Annotated in this window: 20 protein-coding genes; 9 read left to right on the forward strand and 11 right to left on the reverse strand. The window is 36.9% G+C overall.

The genetic code is table 11. From position 1 onward, the window contains the following. The first annotated feature begins 511 nt into the window (after positions 1-511). The 6 genes from ACFINR_RS00970 (at position 512) to ACFINR_RS00995 (ending at position 8,668) form a co-directional block, all read left to right on the forward strand. Positions 512-868 (forward strand): hypothetical protein, encoded by a 357-nt coding sequence (locus tag ACFINR_RS00970; protein ID WP_375628294.1) that lies wholly within the window; start codon positions 512-514, stop codon positions 866-868. 189 nt (positions 869-1,057) lie between these two features. After that, positions 1,058-1,420 (forward strand): hypothetical protein, encoded by a 363-nt coding sequence (locus ACFINR_RS00975; RefSeq protein WP_375631599.1) that lies wholly within the window; start codon positions 1,058-1,060, stop codon positions 1,418-1,420. Positions 1,421-1,629: 209 nt separating this feature from the next. Further along, on the forward strand, positions 1,630-1,992 hold the full coding sequence (locus ACFINR_RS00980; RefSeq protein ID WP_375652319.1) for a hypothetical protein: 363 nt from the start codon (positions 1,630-1,632) through the stop codon (positions 1,990-1,992). Between the two features lie 636 nt (positions 1,993-2,628). After that, a complete protein-coding gene (thrC, locus tag ACFINR_RS00985; protein WP_375631597.1) occupies positions 2,629-4,026 on the forward strand; it encodes a threonine synthase in 1,398 nt (465 codons plus the stop codon). Positions 4,027-4,109: 83 nt separating this feature from the next. Beyond that, on the forward strand, positions 4,110-5,384 hold the full coding sequence (locus ACFINR_RS00990) for a M16 family metallopeptidase (RefSeq protein WP_375652320.1): 1,275 nt from the start codon (positions 4,110-4,112) through the stop codon (positions 5,382-5,384). A gap of 398 nt (positions 5,385-5,782) precedes the next feature. Then, positions 5,783-8,668: an EAL domain-containing protein gene (locus ACFINR_RS00995; RefSeq protein WP_375652321.1), complete on the forward strand. Its 2,886-nt coding sequence runs from the start codon at positions 5,783-5,785 to the stop codon at positions 8,666-8,668. A gap of 42 nt (positions 8,669-8,710) precedes the next feature. Here ACFINR_RS00995 and ACFINR_RS01000 read toward each other — a convergent pair whose 3' ends face one another. After that, positions 8,711-9,295, reverse strand: a complete 585-nt coding sequence (locus ACFINR_RS01000) for a YqgE/AlgH family protein (RefSeq protein ID WP_375631595.1) — start codon at positions 9,293-9,295, stop codon at positions 8,711-8,713. 71 nt (positions 9,296-9,366) lie between these two features. Here ACFINR_RS01000 and ACFINR_RS01005 point away from each other — a divergent pair, with 71 nt between their 5' ends. Then, positions 9,367-10,245, forward strand: a complete 879-nt coding sequence (locus ACFINR_RS01005) for a protein-disulfide reductase DsbD domain-containing protein (RefSeq protein ID WP_375628302.1) — start codon at positions 9,367-9,369, stop codon at positions 10,243-10,245. Positions 10,246-10,271: 26 nt separating this feature from the next. Here ACFINR_RS01005 and rnhA read toward each other — a convergent pair whose 3' ends face one another. From rnhA to cyoE, 4 genes are all read right to left on the reverse strand, one after another. After that, complete coding sequence (gene rnhA / locus ACFINR_RS01010; RefSeq protein WP_375652322.1) at positions 10,272-10,739, reverse strand: ribonuclease HI; 468 nt, start codon at positions 10,737-10,739, stop codon at positions 10,272-10,274. 5 nt (positions 10,740-10,744) lie between these two features. Further along, positions 10,745-11,704 (reverse strand): homoserine kinase, encoded by a 960-nt coding sequence (locus ACFINR_RS01015; RefSeq protein ID WP_375631592.1) that lies wholly within the window; start codon positions 11,702-11,704, stop codon positions 10,745-10,747. Further along, positions 11,704-12,759, reverse strand: coding sequence for a 4-hydroxy-3-methylbut-2-enyl diphosphate reductase (ispH, locus tag ACFINR_RS01020; protein ID WP_375611130.1), 1,056 nt, complete (start codon positions 12,757-12,759; stop codon positions 11,704-11,706). Before ispH ends, ACFINR_RS01015 begins: the two co-directional genes overlap by 1 nt. A 182-nt stretch (positions 12,760-12,941) precedes the next feature. Further along, entirely contained in the window at positions 12,942-13,877 is a 936-nt protein-coding gene (cyoE, locus tag ACFINR_RS01025) for a heme o synthase (protein ID WP_375652323.1), read from the reverse strand. 344 nt (positions 13,878-14,221) lie between these two features. On the opposite strand from cyoE, the gene ACFINR_RS01030 reads away from it, so the two are divergent. Further along, positions 14,222-14,761, forward strand: coding sequence for an invasion associated locus B family protein (locus tag ACFINR_RS01030; protein WP_375611128.1), 540 nt, complete (start codon positions 14,222-14,224; stop codon positions 14,759-14,761). A 110-nt stretch (positions 14,762-14,871) separates the two neighbouring features. Beyond that, positions 14,872-16,296: a metalloprotease TldD gene (gene tldD, locus ACFINR_RS01035; protein ID WP_375611127.1), complete on the forward strand. Its 1,425-nt coding sequence runs from the start codon at positions 14,872-14,874 to the stop codon at positions 16,294-16,296. Between the two features lie 559 nt (positions 16,297-16,855). On the opposite strand, the gene ACFINR_RS01040 is transcribed toward tldD, so the two are convergent. From ACFINR_RS01040 to aroC, 6 genes are all read right to left on the reverse strand, one after another. After that, positions 16,856-18,109, reverse strand: a complete 1,254-nt coding sequence (locus tag ACFINR_RS01040) for a class I SAM-dependent RNA methyltransferase (protein ID WP_375652324.1) — start codon at positions 18,107-18,109, stop codon at positions 16,856-16,858. Next, positions 18,106-18,849: a TlyA family RNA methyltransferase gene (locus tag ACFINR_RS01045; protein ID WP_375613026.1), complete on the reverse strand. Its 744-nt coding sequence runs from the start codon at positions 18,847-18,849 to the stop codon at positions 18,106-18,108. The genes ACFINR_RS01040 and ACFINR_RS01045 overlap by 4 nt, the downstream gene beginning before the upstream one ends. 16 nt (positions 18,850-18,865) lie before the next feature. Beyond that, complete coding sequence (dxs, locus tag ACFINR_RS01050; RefSeq protein ID WP_375631585.1) at positions 18,866-20,773, reverse strand: 1-deoxy-D-xylulose-5-phosphate synthase; 1,908 nt, start codon at positions 20,771-20,773, stop codon at positions 18,866-18,868. A gap of 241 nt (positions 20,774-21,014) precedes the next feature. After that, positions 21,015-21,269: an exodeoxyribonuclease VII small subunit gene (locus ACFINR_RS01055; protein ID WP_375611123.1), complete on the reverse strand. Its 255-nt coding sequence runs from the start codon at positions 21,267-21,269 to the stop codon at positions 21,015-21,017. Between the two features lie 7 nt (positions 21,270-21,276). After that, positions 21,277-22,380 carry a 3,4-dihydroxy-2-butanone-4-phosphate synthase gene (gene ribB, locus ACFINR_RS01060; protein WP_375631583.1) on the reverse strand — a complete coding sequence of 368 codons (1,104 nt, stop codon included), beginning with the start codon at positions 22,378-22,380 and terminating at the stop codon, positions 21,277-21,279. 15 nt (positions 22,381-22,395) lie between these two features. Continuing rightward, a complete protein-coding gene (gene aroC / locus ACFINR_RS01065; RefSeq protein WP_375652325.1) occupies positions 22,396-23,484 on the reverse strand; it encodes a chorismate synthase in 1,089 nt (362 codons plus the stop codon). Positions 23,485-23,530 lie beyond the last annotated feature (46 nt).

The following is a 23,530-nucleotide window of genomic DNA, read 5'->3' on the forward strand; positions in this document are numbered from 1 at the left end:
TTTAATAATATCTATAGAACACACATTCTACAATAATGACTATCTATGATAAATACTATAAATAATAAAATTTTAGCGTGTCCATTCATATTTTAATTGTTAATAATATTTTTATAACCACATCATAATTTTCATTTTTTCTATTATACTATCGATAATAAATAATTTTTTATATATTTAATATGTAAAAATTTTGATCAATTTTATTATCTATAAATGTATTTAAAAAATATATTAATGTCATTTTATAAAAATTATACGATAACCATATGTTATTTTATATATAACACATAATAAAATATTGTATAAAGTTTTTAAAAAATATAATTTGTAATTATTACTGTTACTTTTTTACAATAACGTTTATAAAAATTATAGTTATATTTTTATATGTATTTTTATTATTGACTAAAAATACATATTGAACTATATGGCTTGTATATAGTGTGATATACATAAACATTATGTATATTTATTACATATATAACTTAAAAATATTTGAGGTAAAGTTATGGTGAAAATATTTAAAAATTATATTTTAAGCATTTTTATAGCGAGCACTTTTTTTATTTCACAAACTGTAAATGTTAATGCAAACTATTTGAAAAACGATAATCCAAAAGAGGAATTTTCTGTTTTCCCAATGGAACAAGTAAAATATGCGAAATCCGATGTAGTTTCTACGACTGCTTTCTATGCTCCGTCTGTAAATTATCAAACAGAACATGGAACAATAGGTGAAGGAAAATTTGAAAAGGTCGTTGAGCCTATGACTATAGGAATGGGGCTATTGTTTACTGGACATGTAATGAGCTTTATAGGATCGATAATAAGTTGGATAAAGGACATAGTATTGATGTTCAAATAATTCAACCTCGTCTAGAACTCTATAATAATAGCTTTATTATGTGGCTATAATTCATTGTAAATAATTACATAATGAAGCTCATTATGCTACAAAATATAAATGTTGTAGATTACATCCAAATATCCAAAGTATAAATTAAGTATAAATTTACTCATATATATTGAATAGTATAAATCTTTGAGGTAAATTATGATTAAATTATTTAAAAATCATATATTAAGTATTTTCATTATATCTGCCTTTTCTCTTTCTCAGGTTGTAAATGTGCATGCAAACTCTTTACAAAATAGTACTCATCGTGAGAATATTTTTGTTTCTGCAATAGAACAGAAAAGAAAGGATGCAGTCCATACCGTTTCTCTCTATAGACCTAGTCTAAATCATGGAGTGGGTAATGAAGCTACTATTGAAGGAAAATTTGAAAAGGTTGTTGAACCTCTTACACTCGGGGCTTTTGGTATGGGGATGGCACTTGGATATGCATCAAGTACGATAGGCATGTTTTTAGGATGGATAATAAGTAAAATAATATTGTATTTTAAATCTCGTTAAAATTGAAATTTCATCAGAATAAGACCTTCTCATATGAAATATAAACTATGAACATATTCCGTGTTTATCCATTGTTGATGACAAAAACTAATGAATTATCACACTAAGAGTGAAAAAAGCTTTAAATGCTTCTGTTTCTCTCAATGTGCACTAATTCTGCCGATGCATCTATTCAATTCAGATTAAAATAAAAGTATTGGTGGTAAACTATGACTAAAGTATTGAAAACTTACGTATTAAATATTTTTATAGCAGTTGCTTTTTTGCTTTCACAAGTTATAAATGTTCATGCCAATCATTTGAAAAATGATACTCAATGGGAAACTGTCTCTTTAATAGAACAAGGAAAGAAAAAAGCTATCGATATAGCTGCTCTTTATGTCCCAAGTTTCACTCATAAAGCAAAAAGTGAATCTGCCTTTGAAGGAAAATTTGAGAAAGTGTTTGAACCAATTACGCTAGGAGTTTTTTCTACAGTAGGAGCTTTGGGTTTTGGATTCTTGACTGGATCTGTTATGGCCATATTTAGCGGGATAATTGGATGGGCAATAGGAAAAATTAAAGGCAAATAATTCAAAGATACTTAGTTATTTTTTTCTATTTAAAATGAAAATACTTTACAGCCTGCTTCCCATCATTTAGCAGGCTGTTGTATGTTTTCTATGGATAAACTTTAGGTTACCATACTGTATAGCACAAATATAATATCTATTATTATACAAAGTGATAAATTAAGCTAAAAAAGATTATTCAAAGTATAGATTTGCACACGAAATGCCATAAAATTACCTTATAAATCTTCCAATGTGAGTCCTGAGATGTATCATTTTAACATTCAGTTTAGCAGATTTAATTGTTACAAAGTATTAAGAGCATAAAATAACTATAAATGATTGAGTTTTATACAAAAGTTCTTCAGTAAATACCATTCTATCTATTTAATTTTATTATTTAAGAAGGTGTACAAGTGAAGATACGTTGTAAAATTTAAGTGAATGAATAATAGAGAGGAAATTTTTGACTGTAACAGATTTTCTGTGAACATTTGGTGTTTATATCTCAAAAATAAAAATGCTTAAGGCTATTTCCTTTCATTATTGAATTAAAAAGAAGAAAAGAAGCTCTATCCATTTAATAATTTAAATATTATGAAAAACGTGAAATAAATAACTTCACCAATTTGCCAGAAATAAAAAAGGATAAGACTTATGGAATATATCAGCACGAGAGGTGAAGCTCCTGCTTTAAGCTTTACGGAAACAATCATGACAGGGTTGGCAAGTGATGGGGGACTTTATTTGCCAGATAAATTTCCTCAGCTATCATTTGATGCGTTACGAGCACTTCGTGGTCAGTCCTATACAACAATTGCTAAAACTATTCTGTGGCCCTTTGTGAATAACGAAATCGAATATACAGCTTTTGAAAATATGATCGCTGAATCTTATGCAACCTTTCACCATCCAGCAATCTGTCCTTTACGACAAACTGGAGCAGATGAATTTATCCTTGAACTCTTTCATGGTCCTACTTTAGCTTTTAAAGATGTAGCAATGCAGTTTCTTTCTCGACTGATGGATTATGTTTTGACTGAAAAAAATAGATGTGCAACGATTATTGCTGCAACATCAGGTGATACAGGAGGAGCTGCGATACAAGCTTTTGCTGGAAAAGAACACTCAGATATTTTTATTTTATTTCCTAAAGGACGTGTATCGCCTGTTCAACAACGGCAAATGACAACCAATCATTGTTCCAATGTTCATGCCATTGCCATTGAAGGAAATTTTGATGATTGCCAAGCTCTTGTCAAAGCAATGTTTAATGACCACAATTTTCGTAAAAAAAGAGCACTTTCAGGTGTTAATTCTATAAATTGGGCGCGTATCATGGCGCAAATTGTTTACTATTTTTCATCTGCACTTTCTTTAGGAGCACCTGATAGAGCTGTTTCATTTACTGTTCCTACTGGAAATTTTGGTGATATTTTTGCAGGTTATGTCGCAGCCCGTATGGGATTACCCATTGCTCAACTGGTCATCGCAACGAATGATAACGACATCCTTGTACGTACATTGACCAGTGGTACTTACAAAACACAACCAATAGTCCATACAACATCACCTTCTATGGATATTCAGGTCTCTTCTAATTTTGAACGTTTGCTCTTTGAAAGTGGCAATCGTGATCCAATGTGGATTCGCAATGCAATGGAAAACTTGAAAAAAACGGGTCTTTTTACTCTTGATGAAAAGCAACTCAAAAATATTCGTTCCCTATTTTCCGCTGGAAAAAGCAACATGGCTGCAACAGCTCAAACAATTGATAGTGTCTATAAGGAAAGTGGCTATCTTGTTGATCCACATACAGCGGTCGCTCTTCAAGTAGCGCGTGAAAACAAAAAACCGCATATTCCAATGATCGTTCTTGCCACGGCTCATCCAGCTAAATTTCCTGATACTATTAAAAGCGCTTGTGGACTTCATGCTCCATGGCCATCTCATCTCAATGATGTAATGAAACATGAAGAACATTTTATAAATCTTGCTAATGATGAAAAAATAGTAAAAGATTATATTTCTTTAAAATCGCGTGCATCTTATTAAAGTTAGCTGCATTAATTTAAATCAAGAATATTCTGATACCCTTACAATGAGGTATTTAGCTTATTTAATGGAGTTGTAAATACATGGATGTAGATATATGTCGCCTTAGTAATGGTTTGACTATCGCCACACATACAATGCAACAAATTGATAGTGTTGCCCTCGGAATATGGGTCAAAGTGGGCTCACGCAATGAAACCTCCACACAGCATGGTATTGCTCATCTTCTTGAGCATATGGCTTTTAAAGGAACCGAAAACCGTACTGCTTTTCAAATTGCAACCGATATTGAAGATGTTGGCGGTGAAATCAATGCTACAACCAGTATTGAAACAACAGCTTACTTTGCACGTGTTCTTAAAAGCGATATCCCACTTGCTATAGATATTTTAGCCGATATTTTAATGCATTCAAAATTTGACGACGATGAACTAGAACGAGAAAAACAAGTAATCTTTCAGGAAATTGGTGCTGCCCATGACACTCCTGATGATATTGTTTTTGATCACTTTACAGAAACAGCCTTTCGTCATCAATCCCTTGGACGCTCTATTTTAGGAACAGCTAAAACTATTCAATCATTTACATCTACTGATCTCCATGATTTCATCAATAAACAATATAGTGCAGATCGTATGATTGTCGTTGCTGCAGGAGCTGTAAAGCACGAAAGTTTCTTGCGAGAAGTTGAAAGTCGTCTTGGTACTTTTCGCTCCCATTCAACCGCACCTCTTACTAATCTTGCAAATTATGTCGGTGGCGACTTTCGTGAATATCGCGATTTAATGGATACACAAGTTGTTCTAGGGTTTGAAGGGCGTGCTTATCACGCGCGTGATTTTTATGCAGCTCAAATTCTTTCTATCATTCTTGGTGGTGGTATGTCTTCACGTCTTTTTCAAGAGGTAAGAGAGAAACGTGGATTATGCTATTCTATTTATGCTTTTCATTGGGGATTTTCAGATACTGGGCTTTTTGGTGTTCACGCAGCTACCGGACAAGAAGGGCTCAAAGAACTTATTCCTGTGATTCTTGATGAACTTTCCAAGGTCAGCAAAAATATTCACGCCACCGAACTGCAACGAGCACAAACGCAATATCGTGCAAATCTGACAATGTCACAGGAAAATCCCTCTAGTCAAGCACATCTCATTGCTCGCCAAATACTCCTTTATGGTCGACCAATTCCAATATCGGAAACAATTGAACGCCTCAATCTCATCACTCCTAAAAGATTAACTGATTTAGCACATCGTCTTTTTACAAACTCCACTCCAACACTAACTGCTGTCGGACCTGTAGGACCCCTCATAAATTTTGATGATTTAACGTCAACTCTTTCATACAAGCTAAAGTAAAAACTTCTTTTCAAAGCAGCATCACAATAACATCACATATTTTATCATAAAATTTACCACAAAAGCTCTCCTCATTAAATAAGTTTTGGAAATATTGGGCAAATAGGCGTACAAAACTACCCAATTCATACTTCATGTGATAAAGATTCTAATAAGTGAAGGTGTATCCGTGAAATCTGGAAATTCATGGTTTAACTTTGCCCTTTTAAAATATAAAACTTCATTCGCTTCAGGTTCCATTGAAGCAAATGGGTGTGTGGTCTATTTGTATATAAAATCACATAACTTAAGAAAAAGTGATAACAATTTATTATGTAAATAAATTATAAAAGGTGGACGTTTTTTCTCAAAAGTCGAAATGAAAATTAAACATCCTAAAATATTGAGAGTGGGACATTGTGAAGAGTTTGCGTAAAATAATTGACATCATTTTCATTGTAGTCGTTAGTTCTTTTGTCCATCTTACATCAGCACAAGCAATTGAACCAATTAAAATTTCTTCTCAAGATGCTGCTCTTGATCTCTCAAAAGCAATTGAAATTCACCATACAAACAACTCTATTTTTCAAACAAGTACAGCACCAGGACCAGATGGTATTGTATGGCGTATTGAAGTGCAGGCAAAAAATGAAAAATTTTCCGGAAATTGGGCAGTTTTTTCTCTTGCAAATCCAACAGATGAACAAGTTGATCGTCTCATCGTTGCCCCCCATTACCGCATGGCACGTTCTGGATTTTTTTGGCCAGACCTTGGATCATCAAGGATTCAATCCATAACGCCAAGCGAAGGTTTTTCCCTCGATCGTCAACTTAGTGCAAACTCTGATATCTTTCGTATTACCCTTAACCCTGGTGCTGTTATTACATTTGTGGCCGAACTTAACTCTGCAAATCTACCGCAAATCTATTTATGGCAACCTGAAGCTTATAAAGATGCAATTAATTCTTATACGCTTTATCATGGTATTCTTCTTGGGATATCAGGTCTCTTAGCGCTTTTGTTAACTGTTCTCTTCGTCGTCCGTGGAACAGGGCTGTTTCCTGCAACAGCGGCAGTTGCTTGGGCAGTGCTTTTTTATATTGGTATTGACTTCAACTTTTTAAATAAATTCTTTGCAGTTACACTCACAACCCAACCAATCTGGCGTGCTGGTACAGAAGTAGCACTTACTGCTACACTCTTCATTTTTCTTTTTACCTATCTCAGCCTTAACCGCTGGCATTATCATTTTAGTTACGGTGCTATCGCTTGGACCATTGCGTTTTGCAGTCTAGGAGCCTTTGCTATTTATGATCCCATCAGAGCAGCTGGAATTGCGCGTTTGTCTTTTGGCCTTACCGCTGTGCTTGGTATAATATTAATCATCTATTTCTCAATCAGAAGCTATGACCGCGCCATTATGCTTATTCCAACATGGTTGCTCATTAGCTTTTGGTGTGTTGGAGCCTATGCCTGCATAGCTGGACATTTAAACAATGATATTATCCAGCCAGCATTAGCGGGAGGATTAGTGCTCATTGTTCTTCTCATAAGCTTTACTGTCCTGCAACAAACTTTTTCTAATGACGCTTTCCATGAAGGAATATTTTCCGACCTTGAACAACAAGTACTCGCAGCAAAGGGAGCTGGAAATATTATTTGGGATTGGAATATTGAGCGTGATCGTATTGTTGTACATCCAAACATGGCAACCCTTTTTGGTACTGAAATTCATAACCTCAATGGACCTATGCGCAACTGGATTTCAGCCTTGCACCATGATGATCGTGAACGCTTTCAAGCCGTATTGGATATCATTCTTAAAAATAAAAAAGGGCGCATTGATCAAATTTTTCGGCTTTCTTCCGGTGGTGGTTATTATCATTGGTTTTCTCTTCGTGCACGTCCGGCTATGCAAAAAGATGGAAAAATCACACGTGTCATTGGAACCATTGTCAATATTACTAACCATAAAAAATCCGAAGAACGCTTATTGCATGATGCAATCCACGACAGCTTAACTGGACTTCCTAACCAACAAATTTTCTTTGATAGACTACAAAATTATACCTCTTTAGCGAAAGCAAATATCAAAATTAGACCAACTGTCTTTATGATTGATTTTGACAATTTTCGCCAAATTAATCGCAAATTAGGCATAGCAGTTGGGGATACTGTACTGCTTATAATCGCACGTCGTTTAAATCGTCTCATTAACTTTCAAGACACCTTATCGCGTCTTTCAGCAGACCGCTTTGCAATTATTTTACTCAGTGAAACCGAACCACAAAAAATTGCAGCATTTGCAGATCATTTGCACAAAACAATTTCAGCACCTATTTCACTTTCAGAAAATAAAATAATCCTTTCAACCTCTATCGGATTGGTTACATGGAGTGAAAGCCGATCGACGGCTAAAGATATTTTTAATGATAGTGAGTTAGCGATGATTCGCGCAAAACAAATGGGTGGGAACCATATTGAACCTTTTCGTCCTAATTTTCGCACTTTGGGTCTCGAACATAATACTCTGGAGAAAGATGTTCATTATGCCATAAAACGTAATGAGATGAAAATCCTCTACCATCCTATTCTTAATTTATCAGACGGACATATTATTGGTTTTGAAACAATTGTAGAATGGCATCATCCCACTTATGGAAATTTAAATGTCTCTGATTTCATAAAAATCGTAGAAAATGAACAAATTGTTATGGATTTGTCACAATTTATCATCGATAATGCCATTATTGATCTTATAAATGTACAAGAAAAGTTTTCCCAACAATCTTTCTTTATTTCAATTAATTTACCAAGCGCAGAAATGATTCATCCTCGTTTTATCAGTCAATTGCGTGCCGCTTTGCTTCGCCATCCGCTCCACAAAGGGCGTCTGATGATTGAAATATCTGAATTTGTCTTAAGAAATAATCCTGAACAATCAGCGCACTTTCTTGAACAAATTAAAACACTTGGAATGAATCTCGCACTCGATAATTTTGGAACAGGTTATTCGTCTCTGACCTATCTCGTACGTTATCCATTTGATATGGTTAAACTTGATCGTTCACTTATCTCAATCGACTCTCTTAAGAAGAAAATTGTTCTAAAGTCTATCATTAATATGGCAACAGATCTTAATTTGCAAATTATCGCAGAAGGAGTTGAAAATGAAAAAGAAGCAATCTTCCTCCGTCAAGAAGGCTGTAAATATGTTCAAAGTACACTTGTGACGAAACCGATTGCCATAGAAGAATTAATTACGCTCGTTCAGAGCCATTTCCCTTATAAAATAAAAACATAAGGGATAAAATAACGTGTAAAGTTAAAAAGCTTAGAAAAAACTCTACGCGTGTCCCATTTCAGAAGCAAGATAAGTTGGATCGATACCCATGCGTGTTAAACTTTTATCATACTTGCAGCTTAAATCGCTTTCAAAAAGAAAACTAGGTGATGTAGAACTGATTAGCCAACCATTTGCAGAAATTTCTGCCTCAAGTTGCCCCGCTTTCCATCCAGCATAGCCTAATGCGACCAGTGCATGTTGCGGACCTTGTTCGCAACTGATCGCTTTTAATATATCAATTGTCGCAGTAAAACAGATCTTATCCGCAATAAAAACAGTTTCTTCACAAGCATAATCATCTGAATGAAGGACAAAACCACGCGAAGGATCAACAGGACCACCATAGCGAACTGGAAACTGTTTTATTGGTTCAGAAAGACTTTTTTTTTGGCCACTGTCTATGATTCCTAAGTGAAGCAAAAGCTCTGGAAAATCAATGTGATGCAATTGATTGAGAATGATGCCCATCGCACCGGCATCAGAATGCGCACAAATATAAATAACAGAACGAATAAAGCGTTTGTCATTCATCCCAGGCATTGCTATGAGTAATTGTCCACCTAAAAAGCCATTACACCGCTTCATTAATCTGTTATTCTCCATAATTGACATGATAAAAGTTTGTTCATTTAGCACACTAGGAAAATAAAACTCCAATGAAAAAAAGTTATATATTTACAAATTTACAAAATATCGCAACTTTCTTTTATAAAAAGCTTTTAGTTACTTTAAGCTTAACATTCATAGTTTTAGAATTACTTAACATTCCTGTAAATGCTCAAACAGAACAAAAACTCCAGCTTTTCGCAACATCTTGGTATGAATCAGATGGTGGTCGTATCCGATTAGCGATCACTGAACCTTCTCTTTCTGGAATAAGAGAAGGCATTATTGAAATTGAGCTTAAACCAGGATGGAAAACTTACTGGCGTAATCCAGGTAATTCTGGCATGGCACCATTTTTTAATTTCAACCAACAGATTTCTTATGAAATCTTTTATCCTACTCCACAGCTTTTTGAAACAGAAAATGATTGGTCATTAGGTTATAAAGATAAAGTAATATTGCCCTTCAATCTTTCTGGTTCAAGCAAAAATTTAAGTGGTGCTTTCACTCTTGGATTATGTCACAAAATCTGTCTTCCATTTACTGTTAACTTTGATTTTTCGCCATCTGCTCTTAAAAATAAACAGCTTCCTGCTTCCTTCTTAAAAAAGGCGCAAAATTCTTTGCCCCGCATGACGCAGAATGCACTAAAAATAAGTGCTGAAAAAAATAATAGTACCCTTCTTATAAAAATACAAAATAACAACAAAACCACTCCTTCCTCTCTCTTTTTAGATGGAGGAGAAATGCAAATTGGAGCAGCAAGAAAAGTCAGTGATAACGCAGAATATACACTCTTCAGTGCTCCACTCTATTTCACACCAGAAGAAATAAACCAAAAAATTTTTTATACAGTTGCTTTTAAAGATCACGCCTTAAGTGGAACATTCATATTCCATACGCAGCCAACCCCTCTTGCGTCTCCGTGATAAAAGAAAAAGCTCTCAAAAAGCAATTATGCTGGAAAACGTCCATTTTCACGATATTGAGTAATTGCTTTGCGAGCAAGGGCATCTGCGCGTTCATTTTTTGGATGTCCCGCATGCCCTTTTACCCAGTGCCATCTAACTGTATGACAAGAACTAGCATCCTCAAGAGCTTGCCATAGCTCCATATTTTTAACAGGATTTTTTGATGCAGTGCGCCAATTATTCTTTTTCCAATCTTCAATCCACTTAGATATACCGTTACGTACATAAACTGAGTCTGTATAAAGATCGACCAAACAGGGCTCTTTAAGCGCCTTTAATGCACAAATTGCCGCCATGAGTTCCATTTGATTGTTTGTCGTATGGACCTTACCGCCATAAAGCTCCCGTTCATGACCATTCCAGCGTAAAATTGCTCCCCATCCTCCAACTCCAGGATTCCCTGAGCAAGCACCATCTGTATAAATTTCAACGACTTTTTGTTGAGTTGCCATAAAATTTAAAAACCTAATTCACTTAGCGAATTTACATTACTGAAAAAACAAAGCTTGTGCCAATACTCCCATGGATCTTTCTTAATAACAAAGCTATTAGGCGGTGTATTAAACCAATCATATAGACGTGTGAGTAAGAAACGTAGAGATGCACCACGAGCTAATAAGACCATCTTGTCCAATTCTAAAGGGATCAATGGTCTTATTTTTTGATAATTTTCCAATAACTTACGTGCTTTGGTAAGATTATAGGAATGATCAGGCTCAAAGCACCAAGCATTTAAACAGATCGCTAAATCATAAGCAAAAAAGTCATTACAAGCAAAATAGAAATCTATCATCCCAGAAAGACGATGATTCACAAAAAAAACGTTATCATTAAATAAATCTGCATGAATAATGCCTATTGGTAAATTAAATGGCCAATTTTCCTGTAAAAAAGCCAACTCCAACTCAATTTTTTGTCCAAATTCTTTTAACAATGCATCTTCTTTGGTTTGACAACGTTGCCACAATACCTTCCAATCCATAACAGAAAGAGTATTTTTACGACTGAGTGTAAAATCCTGTCCTGCTAAATGTAATTGTGCTAACCCCGTCCCCACTTCGCCACAATGATCTATATTGGGCTGGCGGATCCACTCTCCTTCCAGAAAAGTAATAATAGCAGCAGGACGTCCTGCTAGTTCACAGATCATCATTCCATCATTTTGAATAACAGGTTGAGGACAAGGAATTCCACGCTGTCCTAAATGCTGCATCAAGCGACAAAAAAAAGGTAAATCATCTTTTGAAATACGCTTTTCATAAAGTGTTAAAATAAATCGCCCTTGTGTTGTCTCTAACATAAAATTAGAATTTTCAATCCCCTCTTCTATACCTTGATAAGACAAAAGTGATCCTATTGCATAACGTGTTAAAAACACTTTTAAATCATTTGGGTGAATATCTGTATAAACGGCCATTATTCTGCTTTCGTTGTAGACATGTCTGTATTCTGATTTTCATTTTTTGCATTATTTGCTTGACCATTAACGAAAGCCATATCTTGAGACGTTAAAATGACGTCGCGTAATTCGCGACTCACTAAAAATTTTTCCGTTTCTACCACTGTTTCAGCTAATTCTATTGTGACATCATAACGCTCACGAAATGCTGAAATAATTTCATCAATAATAATTTCAGGAGCCGAAGCCCCTGCTGAAAGACTGACTATAGAAAGAGATTTTAGGTTTTCAAAATTAATTTCATCAGCGCGCTGAACTAAAATAGCTTGCCGCGCACCAGACTTTTCGGCAACCTCTACTAAACGTCGTGAATTAGAAGAGTTTGGTGCTCCAACAATCAAAAACAAATCACTCCCCTTTGCCGCTGCTTTAACCGCATCTTGTCGATTCGTTGTAGCATAGCAAATTGATTCAGCCGCTGGTGCTGCTAATGTAGGAAAACGTTGTTGTAATATATCGATAATTCCTGCAGTATCTTCAACAGAAAGCGTTGTTTGTGTAACAAATCCTAATTTATCTGGATCATTGGGTTGATAATGCAAAGCATCTTCTATCGTTTCAATAAGCGTCACAACCCCTTCTTCAAGCTGTCCCATTGTCCCTATCACCTCAGGATGACCAGCATGACCAATCAATATAACATGACGACCATGACGTTGATGTCGTATCGCTTGTTTATGAACTTTCGAGACCAACGGACATGTTGCGTCGAGATAAAACAAATTATAGTATCGTGCTTCTTCTGAAACAGATTTTGGTACACCATGAGCAGAAAAAACAACTGGTTGATTGCGATGTTCTTCTGGAATCTCATTAAGTTCTTCGACAAAAACAGCACCCCGTTGCTGTAATCCCTCAACTACGTAGCGGTTGTGTACAATTTCATGACGAACATATACTGGAACACCATATTTTTTTAATGCAAGCAGAACAATCTGGATAGCACGATCAACCCCTGCACAAAATCCACGTGGACCACAAAGACGTATCGTTAAAGGGGGAAGTCCAGACATAAATCATCCTTAATCTCTATAGTTTTAGCTATATATTCAAACAACCTATTATTATACATGAATAAGCAATGTAAAAAAACGTGCAATATCATCTTTTGCATAAGAACACACTCTATCGTGTTTTCTTACAGCATTTTCTTGAAGAAAAGCTCTTTTAAAATTTGCTCTTTCATTTTACGCAACTAAAGAGCGATAAAATACCAAACAAGAGATTCAATCAAAAGAATTCCAAAGATAGCTGCCAAATAAAGTAACGAAAAGAAAAACGTTTTTTTGGCCATCAAAATAGTTTCATTATGTGTATCAGCTTTCCATAAACGATAGGCAAAATAAATAAAGATAATGCTTAAAATTGTTGAAAAAATACCATAAAAAATTCCGCCAAGACCAGTAAAGCAAGGAGCAGCAGCACACAATGCCATCAAAACAGTATAAAATAAAATCTGTTTTTTTGTTGAATGTTCACCTCGTACATTAGGCATCATAGGGATACCTGCAGCCTCATAATCAAGAGATGAAAATAAAGAAAGAGCCCAAAAGTGAGGGGGGGTCCACATAAAAATGATTAAAAATAATAAAAAGCTATCAATACTCACTGTCCCTGTTGTCACGGCCCATCCAATCATTGGTGGAAAAGCCCCAGAAGCACCACCAATAACAATATTTTGTGGTGTGATACGCTTTAACCAAATTGTATAGATAACGACATAAAAGAAAATCGTAAACGCAAGAAAAAATGCCGCAAACCAATTAATGAAGCTCCCCATAACCAATACCGAGAGCATAGAAAGAACCATGCCAAAAATAAATGCCTTTTGGGAGCTAATTTTACCCATGGGAATAGGACGCTTTTTAGTCCGTTCCATCACAGCATCAATGTCAGCATCATACCACATGTTCAGTGCTCCCGCACCACCGCCACCAGCAGCAATACATAAAATTGCTAAAAAACCATACCACGGATTGATAGGAGCAGGCGATACAAGCAAACCAACCAGAGCCGTAAAGACCACAAGAGACATAACACGTGGCTTTAATAATGTGATGTAATCACCAATACCGGATTTTGGTGGCGTTGATTTACCATTCACAACCGATAATTCTTCTGAAACTGACATTCCACTCAAAGCCCTTTTCCATTTCTGTCATTCACAAATCCAATATTATCTGACAAATATTATCTAGCGTATGGAAATGACCCATTAAGACCAATCGTATTTTTGAGAAAATATGAAATATCTCTTTCGCACGTATCCCCTAAAAGTAAATGGAAATATTGGCAATAAAAATACATTTTTTCAATCAACGTTCTCTCCACATTACAAATGTATCATAAAAATATATCATATGAATTAATATATTTGGGTAAATACTGATTTTGTGTTATGGTTTTTTATGGGGAATTCATTTTTTTATGTAAATCTATGCATGGTTGTGGGTGTTGAGTCGGATAGGATTTTCTGTGATACTTTATAAATTACTCAAAAAAACTTTTTTTATTGGTGCTGTTCTTTACACGCTTTATAGTAGTTTTATCAGTCATGCATTTGCACAAACACCCTATGCACAAGATGTCCCTGCTCCGCAAACCTATGGTGCATGGACAAAAGTGTGTTCTCTACCACCAGGTACACCTAACATGCAGTGTGAAGTTGTACAAAACGTTCACACACAAGGGCGTCAAGATATTACCTTGCGCGTTACATTTTATAAACTTCCTCAAAAGCAAGGTGCCTTGATGCGTGTTTTTGTTCCGATTCGCGTTGAATTACGTCCTGGCGTTGGAATTAAAATTGACGATAAAAATATGGGTAGAATGGAATATCGTCGTTGTCTTGGTGATAATTGTGTTGCTGAAGCCTTTCTTAAAGAAGACATATTGCAGCTCTTTTTAAAAGGAAAAATGGCAACCTATTTTATCTTTACAACTCCGGAACAAGGGATTGGAGGTTTTGTTGACCTTCATGGTCTTGGCGACGCCTATGCAACCTTACCGACATGAATGAAATCAATACATTTTAAACAATCAAAATCTCATCGTATATTTTGAAAGATTCTTAAAATTAGATTGATAAAAATCTTCTGAGCCCCCATAAAAATAGGATAATTCTTATGAAATCGCTGATTGATCATTTTGATATTGCTTCCTCTAAAGTGCAATCACTTATACAGGAAACACTTCATCATGCTGATGATGGTGAGCTTTACCTTGAGTATACAGAAAGCGAAGCTCTTTTATTTGATAATGGACAGCTTAAAAACGGTTCATTTCATCAAGATATGGGATTTGGACTACGCGTTGTTGCTGGAGAGGCTACTGGATATGCTCACTCTAGTGAGTTATCAGCTGCTGCACTCAAACGTGCCAGTGAAGCTGCTAAAGCTGTTACCTATAATAATCATGCAGGGACTTATAGCATAGCACCTCAACAAACAAACAAAAGACTTTATCAACCGCATAATCCCCTTGATGCTCCATCATTTGAAGAAAAAAGTGCTCTTTTGCAAAAAATTGATGCCTATTTACGTGCTAAAAATGATAAATTGCATCAGGTGACTGTTTCTCTTTCCGGCTCTCTACAACATGTTGAAATTTTACGTGCAGATGGTTATTTGGTTCGTGATATTCGTCCCCTTGTGCGACTTTCTATATCTGTGGTCGCAGCTGAAGGCAATCGTCGTGAAAATGGTTTTTATGGATGTGGAGGGAGACAAGCATTTAACCAATTTATTCATGAAGACAATTGGAAAAAAGCCGCGGATGAAGCCTTACGTATGGCTTTAACAAATTTAGAAGCAGAAGCAGCACCTGCTGGATCTTTTGATGTTGTCTTAGCTAACGGATGGCCTGGTGTTATGCTCCATGAAGCCGTAGGTCATGGTTTAGAAGGTGACTTTAACCGTAAAAAAACATCGGCTTTTGCTGGACTTTTAGGACAACAAGTTGCAGCAAAAGGTGTTACAGTTGTTGATGATGGAACAATTCCACAATGCCGTGGCTCTCTCACTGTCGATGATGAGGGGACCCCTTCAGGATATAACGTTCTCATTGAAGATGGAAAACTCGTTGGTTTTATGCAAGACAGGCTTAATGCACGGCTTATGGGAGGTAAATCAACTGGAAATGGACGGCGTGAATCTTATGCTTATGCACCAATGCCACGAATGACCAATACAATCATGCTAGGAGGAGATAAAACACCTGAAGAAATCCTTTCGTCACTTAAAAGTGGTATCTATGCTGTTTCATTTGGTGGAGGACAAGTTGATATTACTTCCGGAAAATTCGTCTTTGAATGTACTGAAGCATACCGAGTAGAAAATGGCAAAATTTGTGCACCAATCAAAGGTGCAACTCTTATTGGAAATGGACCGGATGCTATGAAACGTATCACAATGATTGGTAATGATAGTAAACTAGATAATGGTATTGGTATGTGCGGAAAAGCAGGGCAAAATGTCCCTGTTGGTGTTGGTCAACCTCATCTTCGAATCAATAATATGACAATCGGTGGAACTGCGCTTATAGAGGAATAAGCTTGCTCATTCCTTCCCAGTATTGCCTCCTTCTCGTCTATTACGACCATTTTGTGAGGGGGAGATTACAATGAATTGATTTATAAAGATAATCTAGCGTTATTCATATTGTATTAGAACCTTGAATACCGCAAGATTCTCTCATTTTAAATCTGTGTCTGTTCGATCAATCAAAATCATTCGTTTATACGTTACAGGCGGGGAGAGTTATATGGATAAAAACTGTACAAGAAAAGACTAAAGATTCCTCTTATGGGCCGTCTCAAGTACCAAGAGTTTTAAGAAACATTAGGGGATGGCAAATATAACGACGGCACAGGCTTATTCAGACACATCTTTTTCGTAAGATATTAGTCTTTTGTGTGGTTTTTTTGTGTGGGGTAACTTGTCTTTTATATTTCATAATAAAAAAGCTTAAAAGAAAAAAGCACTTTCTACATTCAGTGCTCTTAACTCAACGAGAAAAAGGTTATTATTATAGATAAATTTTGGAGAGATTTTATAATAATACTCAGGTAAACTTTTAAAAAAATCTTCATGGCATTTAAAAAATTTTAGGCTAAAGTTTCCAACCTTTCTTTTTTTTCTTTTTGCTCAAAACAGCAACAATTTCGACATGTGGTGACCATAAAAATTGATCAATCGGTATGATTTTTTCTACTGTATACCCCCCTGCAACAAGAAGAGATAAATCACGAGCAAATGTAGTAGGATTACAAGAAATTGCCACAACACGTGATACTGTAGTCTTCGCTAATTCACGTACTTGTTGCTCTGCACCAGCACGGGGAGGATCAAAAACAACACTCTCAAAACATTCAAGTTCCTTTACAGAAAGGGGATGTCGGAAAAGATCACGTTTTTCACAAGTGACCGTTTTTAAACCAGTCGCAAAACGTGCTGCTGTATTTAGATTTCTTAATGCATCTTCGTTATTTTCTACTGCATGAACATTCATCTTTTTTGCCATACGCAAGGTAAATGTTCCTACCCCTGAAAACAAATCAACAGCATTCTTTGCTTTTTTTAAATGAGTCAAAATAATATTGCCCATTATATTTTCAGCTTCACAAGTTGCTTGCAGAAAACCACCAGAAGGAAATTCAACACGGACATCTCCAAAGTAAATCTCTGGTTTTTCTCGTTCAACCAAAACTTCACCGTCAACAGATAAACGTATAATCCCATATGAAAGAGCAGCACTGATCATTCTCTGACGAAGTGATTCATGGTGTATAATGCAACCGCTTAAAGCAACATCTAAACCATTTTCAACACATGTTATCGTAACATGAAACCGTTTGGCAGAGCTCTTTAGAAAAGCACAGAGCTCTCTGATATTATGCAACTGAGAAATAAGCTCTGGACGGCTTACTGGGCATTCCTCAAGAGCTACAATCTCATGAGAGAGATAACGGTTAAAACCAACTTTTTGCCCCTGTGGGGTCATGGATGCTGTTAGAGTAATCCGCCGTCGGCTATAAGGTTTACATTCTATTAAAGGCGCAACAACATTATTAAGTCCATACTTTTTAAGCGCCTCAACAACCAATTGTTGTTTCCATACGCGATAAGCATCCATATGCCAATGCTGAAGAGTACACCCTCCACATTCTCCAAAATGCTGACAAAGAGTATCAATGCGTTCTGATGATTTTTCTTTTAATGTTATATATGTTGCATATTTTCCATGAACAGTAATTTCAGCACACTCTCCTGGTAAAGTAAAAGGAACAGAAACGAAGCCGTGAGACGTCTTAGCAATACCATAACCATTTGCTCCGATATGATCGATTATGACATTGTCATTCACTCTTGTTTTTCTCCGAATAGTAAATATTCCACGTTGCCATCACCACCTGTAATAGGGGAAGAAATTAAACCTTTTGCACTCCACCCTGTTTGTGTATTTAACCAAACAAAAAGCGCCTCAGCAGTTTCCTTAGCACTTGATGGACTTAATATTCCTCCCTTACTAAAGTGTTTACGACCAACCTCAAACTGAGGCTTTACCAGTAAAACAGCTTGGGCACCCTTCTTGGCTAAAGACAACACGGGAGGCAACGCAAGTTTGAGCGAAATAAAGCTAACATCTGAAACGATAAGATCAATTTCTCGCCCACCTAAATGTTCCTGTTTAAAATCTCTGACATTCAAGCCTTCTAATAACGTTATAGCACTGTTGCCCAATAAACGTTTATCAAATTGATGATGCCCAACATCAACGGCAATGACATGATCTGCTCCACGCTCTAAGAGAACTTGCGTAAAACCACCTGTTGATGCACCAACATCAATGGCTGTCACTTTGTCCGTTACAATTGGAAATGCATCAAGTGCAGCAATCAATTTTAACGCTGCCCGAGAAACATAATTCTGCGCTGGATCACAAACGGTAATCTCTGCATCATCAAAAACAATTTGCCCAGCTTTAAAAACGATTTCTCCGTTAACTTTAACAGTTTGGCGCATAATTGCATCACGTGCGCGTGAACGTGTCGTAAAAAAGTTTTTTTCAACTAAAAAAATATCGAGTCTTTTTCTGGAAGCCATCTCATACTCGAATTTTCTATCCTGTTCGAATCTCGCGTCCCAAAACAGCAAAAACCGTGTTTAAAATACCCATAGCGTCAAGTCCGACACGTGAAAGAACTTTTTCTGGTGAACCATGATTCAAATATTCATCAGGAAATTTTAGTGTACGAACTTTCAAACCATGCTCTAAGAGCCCTTCTTGCGCTAAAAATTGTAATATGTGCGCTCCAAATCCACCGATTGCCCCTTCTTCAATTGTCACCAATACCTCATGCTCACGTGCCAAACGACGCATCAAATCTTTATCTAAAGGTTTTGCAAACCGTGCATCTGCAACCGTTGTAGACAATTCTTCAGCCTCCAACGCATCAGCAGCTTGCAACACTTCTGACATCCGCGTTCCAAAACAAACCAAAGCGATTCTATTTCCTTCACGCAGAACGCGCCCTTTTCCAATTTCTAATAACTCACCACGTTGCGGTAAATCTATACCAATCCCCTCACCACGCGGATAACGAAAAGAAATTGGTCCCTGATCATAAGCTGCAGCTGTACGCACCATATGCATCAGTTCAAGCTCATCAGAAGGTGCCATAACAACAAACTCAGGAAGAGTCGCCAAAAAAACAATATCAAAACTTCCAGCATGTGTTGCACCATCTGCCCCCACAAAACCTGCTCGGTCAATAGCAAAACGTACCGGTAATTTTTGAATTGATACATCATGAATAATTTGATCATAAGCACGCTGTAAAAAAGTAGAATAAATTGCAACAAAAGGCTTATACCCTTCACAAGCAAGTCCTGCCGCAAAAGTTACGGCATGTTGCTCAGCGATACCAACATCAAACATTTTTTCAGGAAATTTTTTCGCAAAAGAATCAAGGCCTGTCCCTGTTGGCATCGCTGCTGTTATGCCAACAATCTTATCATCATGGCGAGCTTCTTCTATTAAAGCTTTAGAAAATACCTTGGTATAGGGTAGAATATTACTTGATGCTTTTACCTGTTTTCCTGTCGTGACATCAAAACGATTAACACCATGATATTTATCAGACGAGGCCTCTGCAGGTGGATATCCCTTTCCCTTATGGGTTACAACATGCACCAAAACAGGACCATTAGGATATTCACGAACATTTTTAAAAACAGGCAATAAATGCCCCAAATTGTGCCCATCTATGGGTCCAACATAATAAAAGCCAAGCTCATCAAATAAAGTTCCCCCAACCAAAAGGCCACGCGCAAATTCCTCTGAACGACGGGCTTTATCCAAAAAAAACTTTGGCAATTTTTCGCTCAACATCTTTACGCGTTCACGCAAATGACGATAAGAAGGACGAGACACTAATCGTGCAAGATGTGCACTCATAGCACCTGTAGGTGGTGCTATAGACATATCGTTATCATTAAGAACAACAATCAAGCGTGCATTCAAAGCACCAGCGTTGTTCATGGCTTCATAAGCCATGCCCGCAGACATTGCACCATCACCAATGACAGTTATGATATTGCGTCTTGTCTCTGCTTTCAAAGCACTTGCCACTGCCATACCAAGCCCCGCTGAAATAGAAGTAGACGAATGCCCCGCTCCAAATGGATCATACACACTTTCTGAACGTTTTGTAAAACCAGATAATCCGCCCTCCTGACGTAATGTGCGAATTTTTTCTCTACGCCCCGTTAAAATCTTGTGTGGATAGGTTTGATGACCAACATCCCAAATAATCCTATCCTCTGGTGTATTAAAAATATAATGTAATGCAACAGTGAGCTCAACAACACCAAGTCCCGCCCCAAGATGACCACCTGTTACAGAAACCGCATCAATTGTTGCGGTCCGCAACTCATCAGCCAACTGTACCAAATCAGACTCAGGCAATGCCCGCAAATCTTGCGGAAAACAAACACGGTCAAGCAATGGTGTTAAGACCTGAGACAAAAAAAATCCTTCCTATTATCTTAACTCAAGAAAACACAATGATAAAAATATATCTTCTCTACTCTTTTATTTACAGTTTTGCATCTTTTTTACTGAAAAATGCTCTTTTCTATTTGAGATGAGCTATAATTTCCTCATTTTTAACTTATTTTATAAAAAAGAAATCAATAAAACTTTCTGTTTATAAACTAAGGTTATTGCTTCTCTTAAGTCCCACAATAAATATCCAAAAAGATTTAAATTATTTAGCATCAAGTGGTTCCACTCCTTCTGGAAAACCTTCTTCTGAAAGCTGGATTTTTTCAACTTTAGCTTCAGCAACTCTTAAGAGTTTTTCACAATGCTTTTTAAGCGCTTCACCGCGTTCATAAATATCAATGGATTGTTCCAAAGGCACATCGCCACGTTCCAAATTTTCGACAATAACTTCAAGTTGCTTAAGCGCTTGCTCAAAGCTTAAGGTCGTAATATCCCCCTCTTGTATCTCTTTTTTCATATGAACCTCAAAAAATATCTGTTCTGGATATACGAACTCCAAAACCTTCCAAACCTACATAATGATGCTCTTTAGAAGCATAAACAATAACAGAGCCTATTCCTAAATATTTTAAAATTTGTGATCCTAAACCAATTTTGCGCCATTCTTCTTCGCGTTCAATCGCCTGCACATGGTTTTCTGAATTGTTTCTTGTCATGTTTTGAATACCAACAGTTGATTGTATAACAGATCCTTCACGCAAATAAATAAATACGCCACGTTTTTCTTTTTCCATCATACGCCGCATCATCACCATAATATCTGAAGTTTGACAAAAAACGTCACTTATAATGTTTTCATGATGTAAATGCACAGGAATATTCTCACCCTCACGGACATCACCAAAAACAATTGCAATATGCTGAACGACTTCCCAAGGAAGTTGATAACTTTGAACAATAGCGGGACCTACGAATGTTTCAATAGGCATTTCTCCAACATGCTTGATCAATATTTCCTTACGTTGGCGGTAAGCAATTAAATCTGCAACCGTTATAATATGCAACCGATGTTCTTGCGCAAATTTCATAATCTGATCGCCATGTTTAACGCTTCCATCATCATTAACTAACTCACCGATAACACCAACCGGCGGCAAATTAGCTAATTTACATAAATCAACAGCAGCCTCCGTGTGACCTGAACGCATGAGCACTCCCCCTTCATGCGCAATTAAAGGAAAAACATGCCCTGGACGAACAAAATCATCCGCACTTGCATTTGAATTCGCAAGATTACGTACAGCTAATGTACGGTCATGTGCTGAGATCCCTGTTGTTATGCCGTGTTTAAAATCAACAGTAACCGTAAATTGCGTCCCATGTGCAGAGTTATTATCTGGTACCATAGGAGAAAGATTAAACCGTTTTGCTTCTTTTTTTGGCATAGGTGTGCACACAATACCTGTTGTGTGACGAAGAATAAACGCCATCTTTTCTTCTGTACAATGCGCTGCAGCAACAGTTAAATCACCCTCATTTTCACGGTCATCATCATCTGTCACCACAACAATTTCACCGCGTTCAAAAGCTTTAAGTGCAGAAACAATTTTTTTTTCATCATACGCCATTGTTCACCTTTTCAATCACCCAACTTGACCGCGATGTCTTAGATAATGGTCAGCAATAGCACAAGCAACCATCGCTTCACCAACAGGAACGGCACGAATCCCAACACATGGATCATGACGTCCCTTTGTTATAACGTCTATATCATGACCATCAACATCAATGGAACGACGAGGTGTTAAAATTGATGAAGTAGGCTTTACAGCAAAACGCGCAACAATTGGCTGTCCACTCGATATTCCCCCTAAAATACCTCCCGCATGATTTGATAAAAAAAGCGGTTTTCCATCATTTCCCATTCGCATTTCATCGGCATTTTCTTCTCCCCTCAAGCGGGCTGCCGCAAAACCATCACCAATTTCCACACCTTTTACCGCATTAATCGACATAAGTAACGAGGCAATATCTTGATCAAGCTTTGCGTAAATAGGGGCTCCTAAACCTGCCGGAACATTTTCTGCAACGATCTCAACAACCGCACCAACAGATGTCCCCTCTTTACGGAGTTTACTGATATAGTCACTAAAAATGTGAACCATCTCTGCATCAGCTGTAAAAAAAGGATTATTATTAACCTCTGACCAATCCCAACGATCACGATTAATATTATGAGGACCAATTGCTATCACTGCTCCTCGTACAATCAAACCAGGAACGATTTTACGAGCAAATGCACCTGCTGCAACACGTGCTGCCGTCTCCCGTGCCGAAGCACGTCCCCCGCCTCGAAAATCACGAATGCCATATTTAATATCATAAGTATAATCCGCATGTCCTGGACGATACTGATGAGCAATTGCTCCATAATCTTGAGAGCGTTGATCTGTGTTTCGAATCAACAGAGAAATTGGTGTACCTGTTGTCACCAATGTCGTTCCATCGTCTTGAACAACAACTCCTGAAAGGACCTCTACTTCATCTGGTTCTCGGCGCTGCGTTGTGTATTTTGATTGTCCTGGCTTGCGTTTATCAAGATAAGCTTGAACTTCTGCAAGAGTAAAAATAATTCCAGGTGGACAACCATCAATGACACAACCAAGAGCAGCACCATGACTTTCACCCCATGTTGTTACACGAAACAAATGACCAAATGTATTATGCGACATGAAAAAAGATCCATTTCTCTGTCAAATATATACAACGATAACGTAT

Source organism: Bartonella sp. AP19HLJMH, assembly GCF_042196245.1.
Classification (GTDB): domain Bacteria; phylum Pseudomonadota; class Alphaproteobacteria; order Rhizobiales; family Rhizobiaceae; genus Bartonella.

Bases quoted from the DNA above. Each gene is read 5' to 3' on its own strand.
- ACFINR_RS00975 (WP_375631599.1), top strand. From the start codon at position 1,058: ATGATTAAATTATTTAAAAATCATATATTAAGTATTTTCATTATATCT.
- ACFINR_RS00980 (WP_375652319.1), top strand. From the start codon at position 1,630: ATGACTAAAGTATTGAAAACTTACGTATTAAATATTTTTATAGCAGTT.
- rnhA (WP_375652322.1), bottom strand. From the start codon at position 10,739: ATGGCAACTCAACAAAAAGTCGTTGAAATTTATACAGATGGTGCTTGC.
- ispH (WP_375611130.1), bottom strand. From the start codon at position 12,759: ATGTCTGGACTTCCCCCTTTAACGATACGTCTTTGTGGTCCACGTGGA.
- cyoE (WP_375652323.1), bottom strand. From the start codon at position 13,877: ATGTCAGTTTCAGAAGAATTATCGGTTGTGAATGGTAAATCAACGCCA.
- ACFINR_RS00970 (WP_375628294.1), top strand. From the start codon at position 512: ATGGTGAAAATATTTAAAAATTATATTTTAAGCATTTTTATAGCGAGC.
- ACFINR_RS01005 (WP_375628302.1), top strand. From the start codon at position 9,367: ATGAAAAAAAGTTATATATTTACAAATTTACAAAATATCGCAACTTTC.
- ribB (WP_375631583.1), bottom strand. From the start codon at position 22,380: ATGGCGTATGATGAAAAAAAAATTGTTTCTGCACTTAAAGCTTTTGAA.
- tldD (WP_375611127.1), top strand. From the start codon at position 14,872: ATGAAATCGCTGATTGATCATTTTGATATTGCTTCCTCTAAAGTGCAA.
- aroC (WP_375652325.1), bottom strand. From the start codon at position 23,484: ATGTCGCATAATACATTTGGTCATTTGTTTCGTGTAACAACATGGGGT.
- ACFINR_RS01000 (WP_375631595.1), bottom strand. From the start codon at position 9,295: ATGAAGCGGTGTAATGGCTTTTTAGGTGGACAATTACTCATAGCAATG.
- ACFINR_RS01015 (WP_375631592.1), bottom strand. From the start codon at position 11,704: ATGGCCGTTTATACAGATATTCACCCAAATGATTTAAAAGTGTTTTTA.
- thrC (WP_375631597.1), top strand. From the start codon at position 2,629: ATGGAATATATCAGCACGAGAGGTGAAGCTCCTGCTTTAAGCTTTACG.
- ACFINR_RS01045 (WP_375613026.1), bottom strand. From the start codon at position 18,849: ATGGCTTCCAGAAAAAGACTCGATATTTTTTTAGTTGAAAAAAACTTT.
- ACFINR_RS01055 (WP_375611123.1), bottom strand. From the start codon at position 21,269: ATGAAAAAAGAGATACAAGAGGGGGATATTACGACCTTAAGCTTTGAG.
- ACFINR_RS00990 (WP_375652320.1), top strand. From the start codon at position 4,110: ATGGATGTAGATATATGTCGCCTTAGTAATGGTTTGACTATCGCCACA.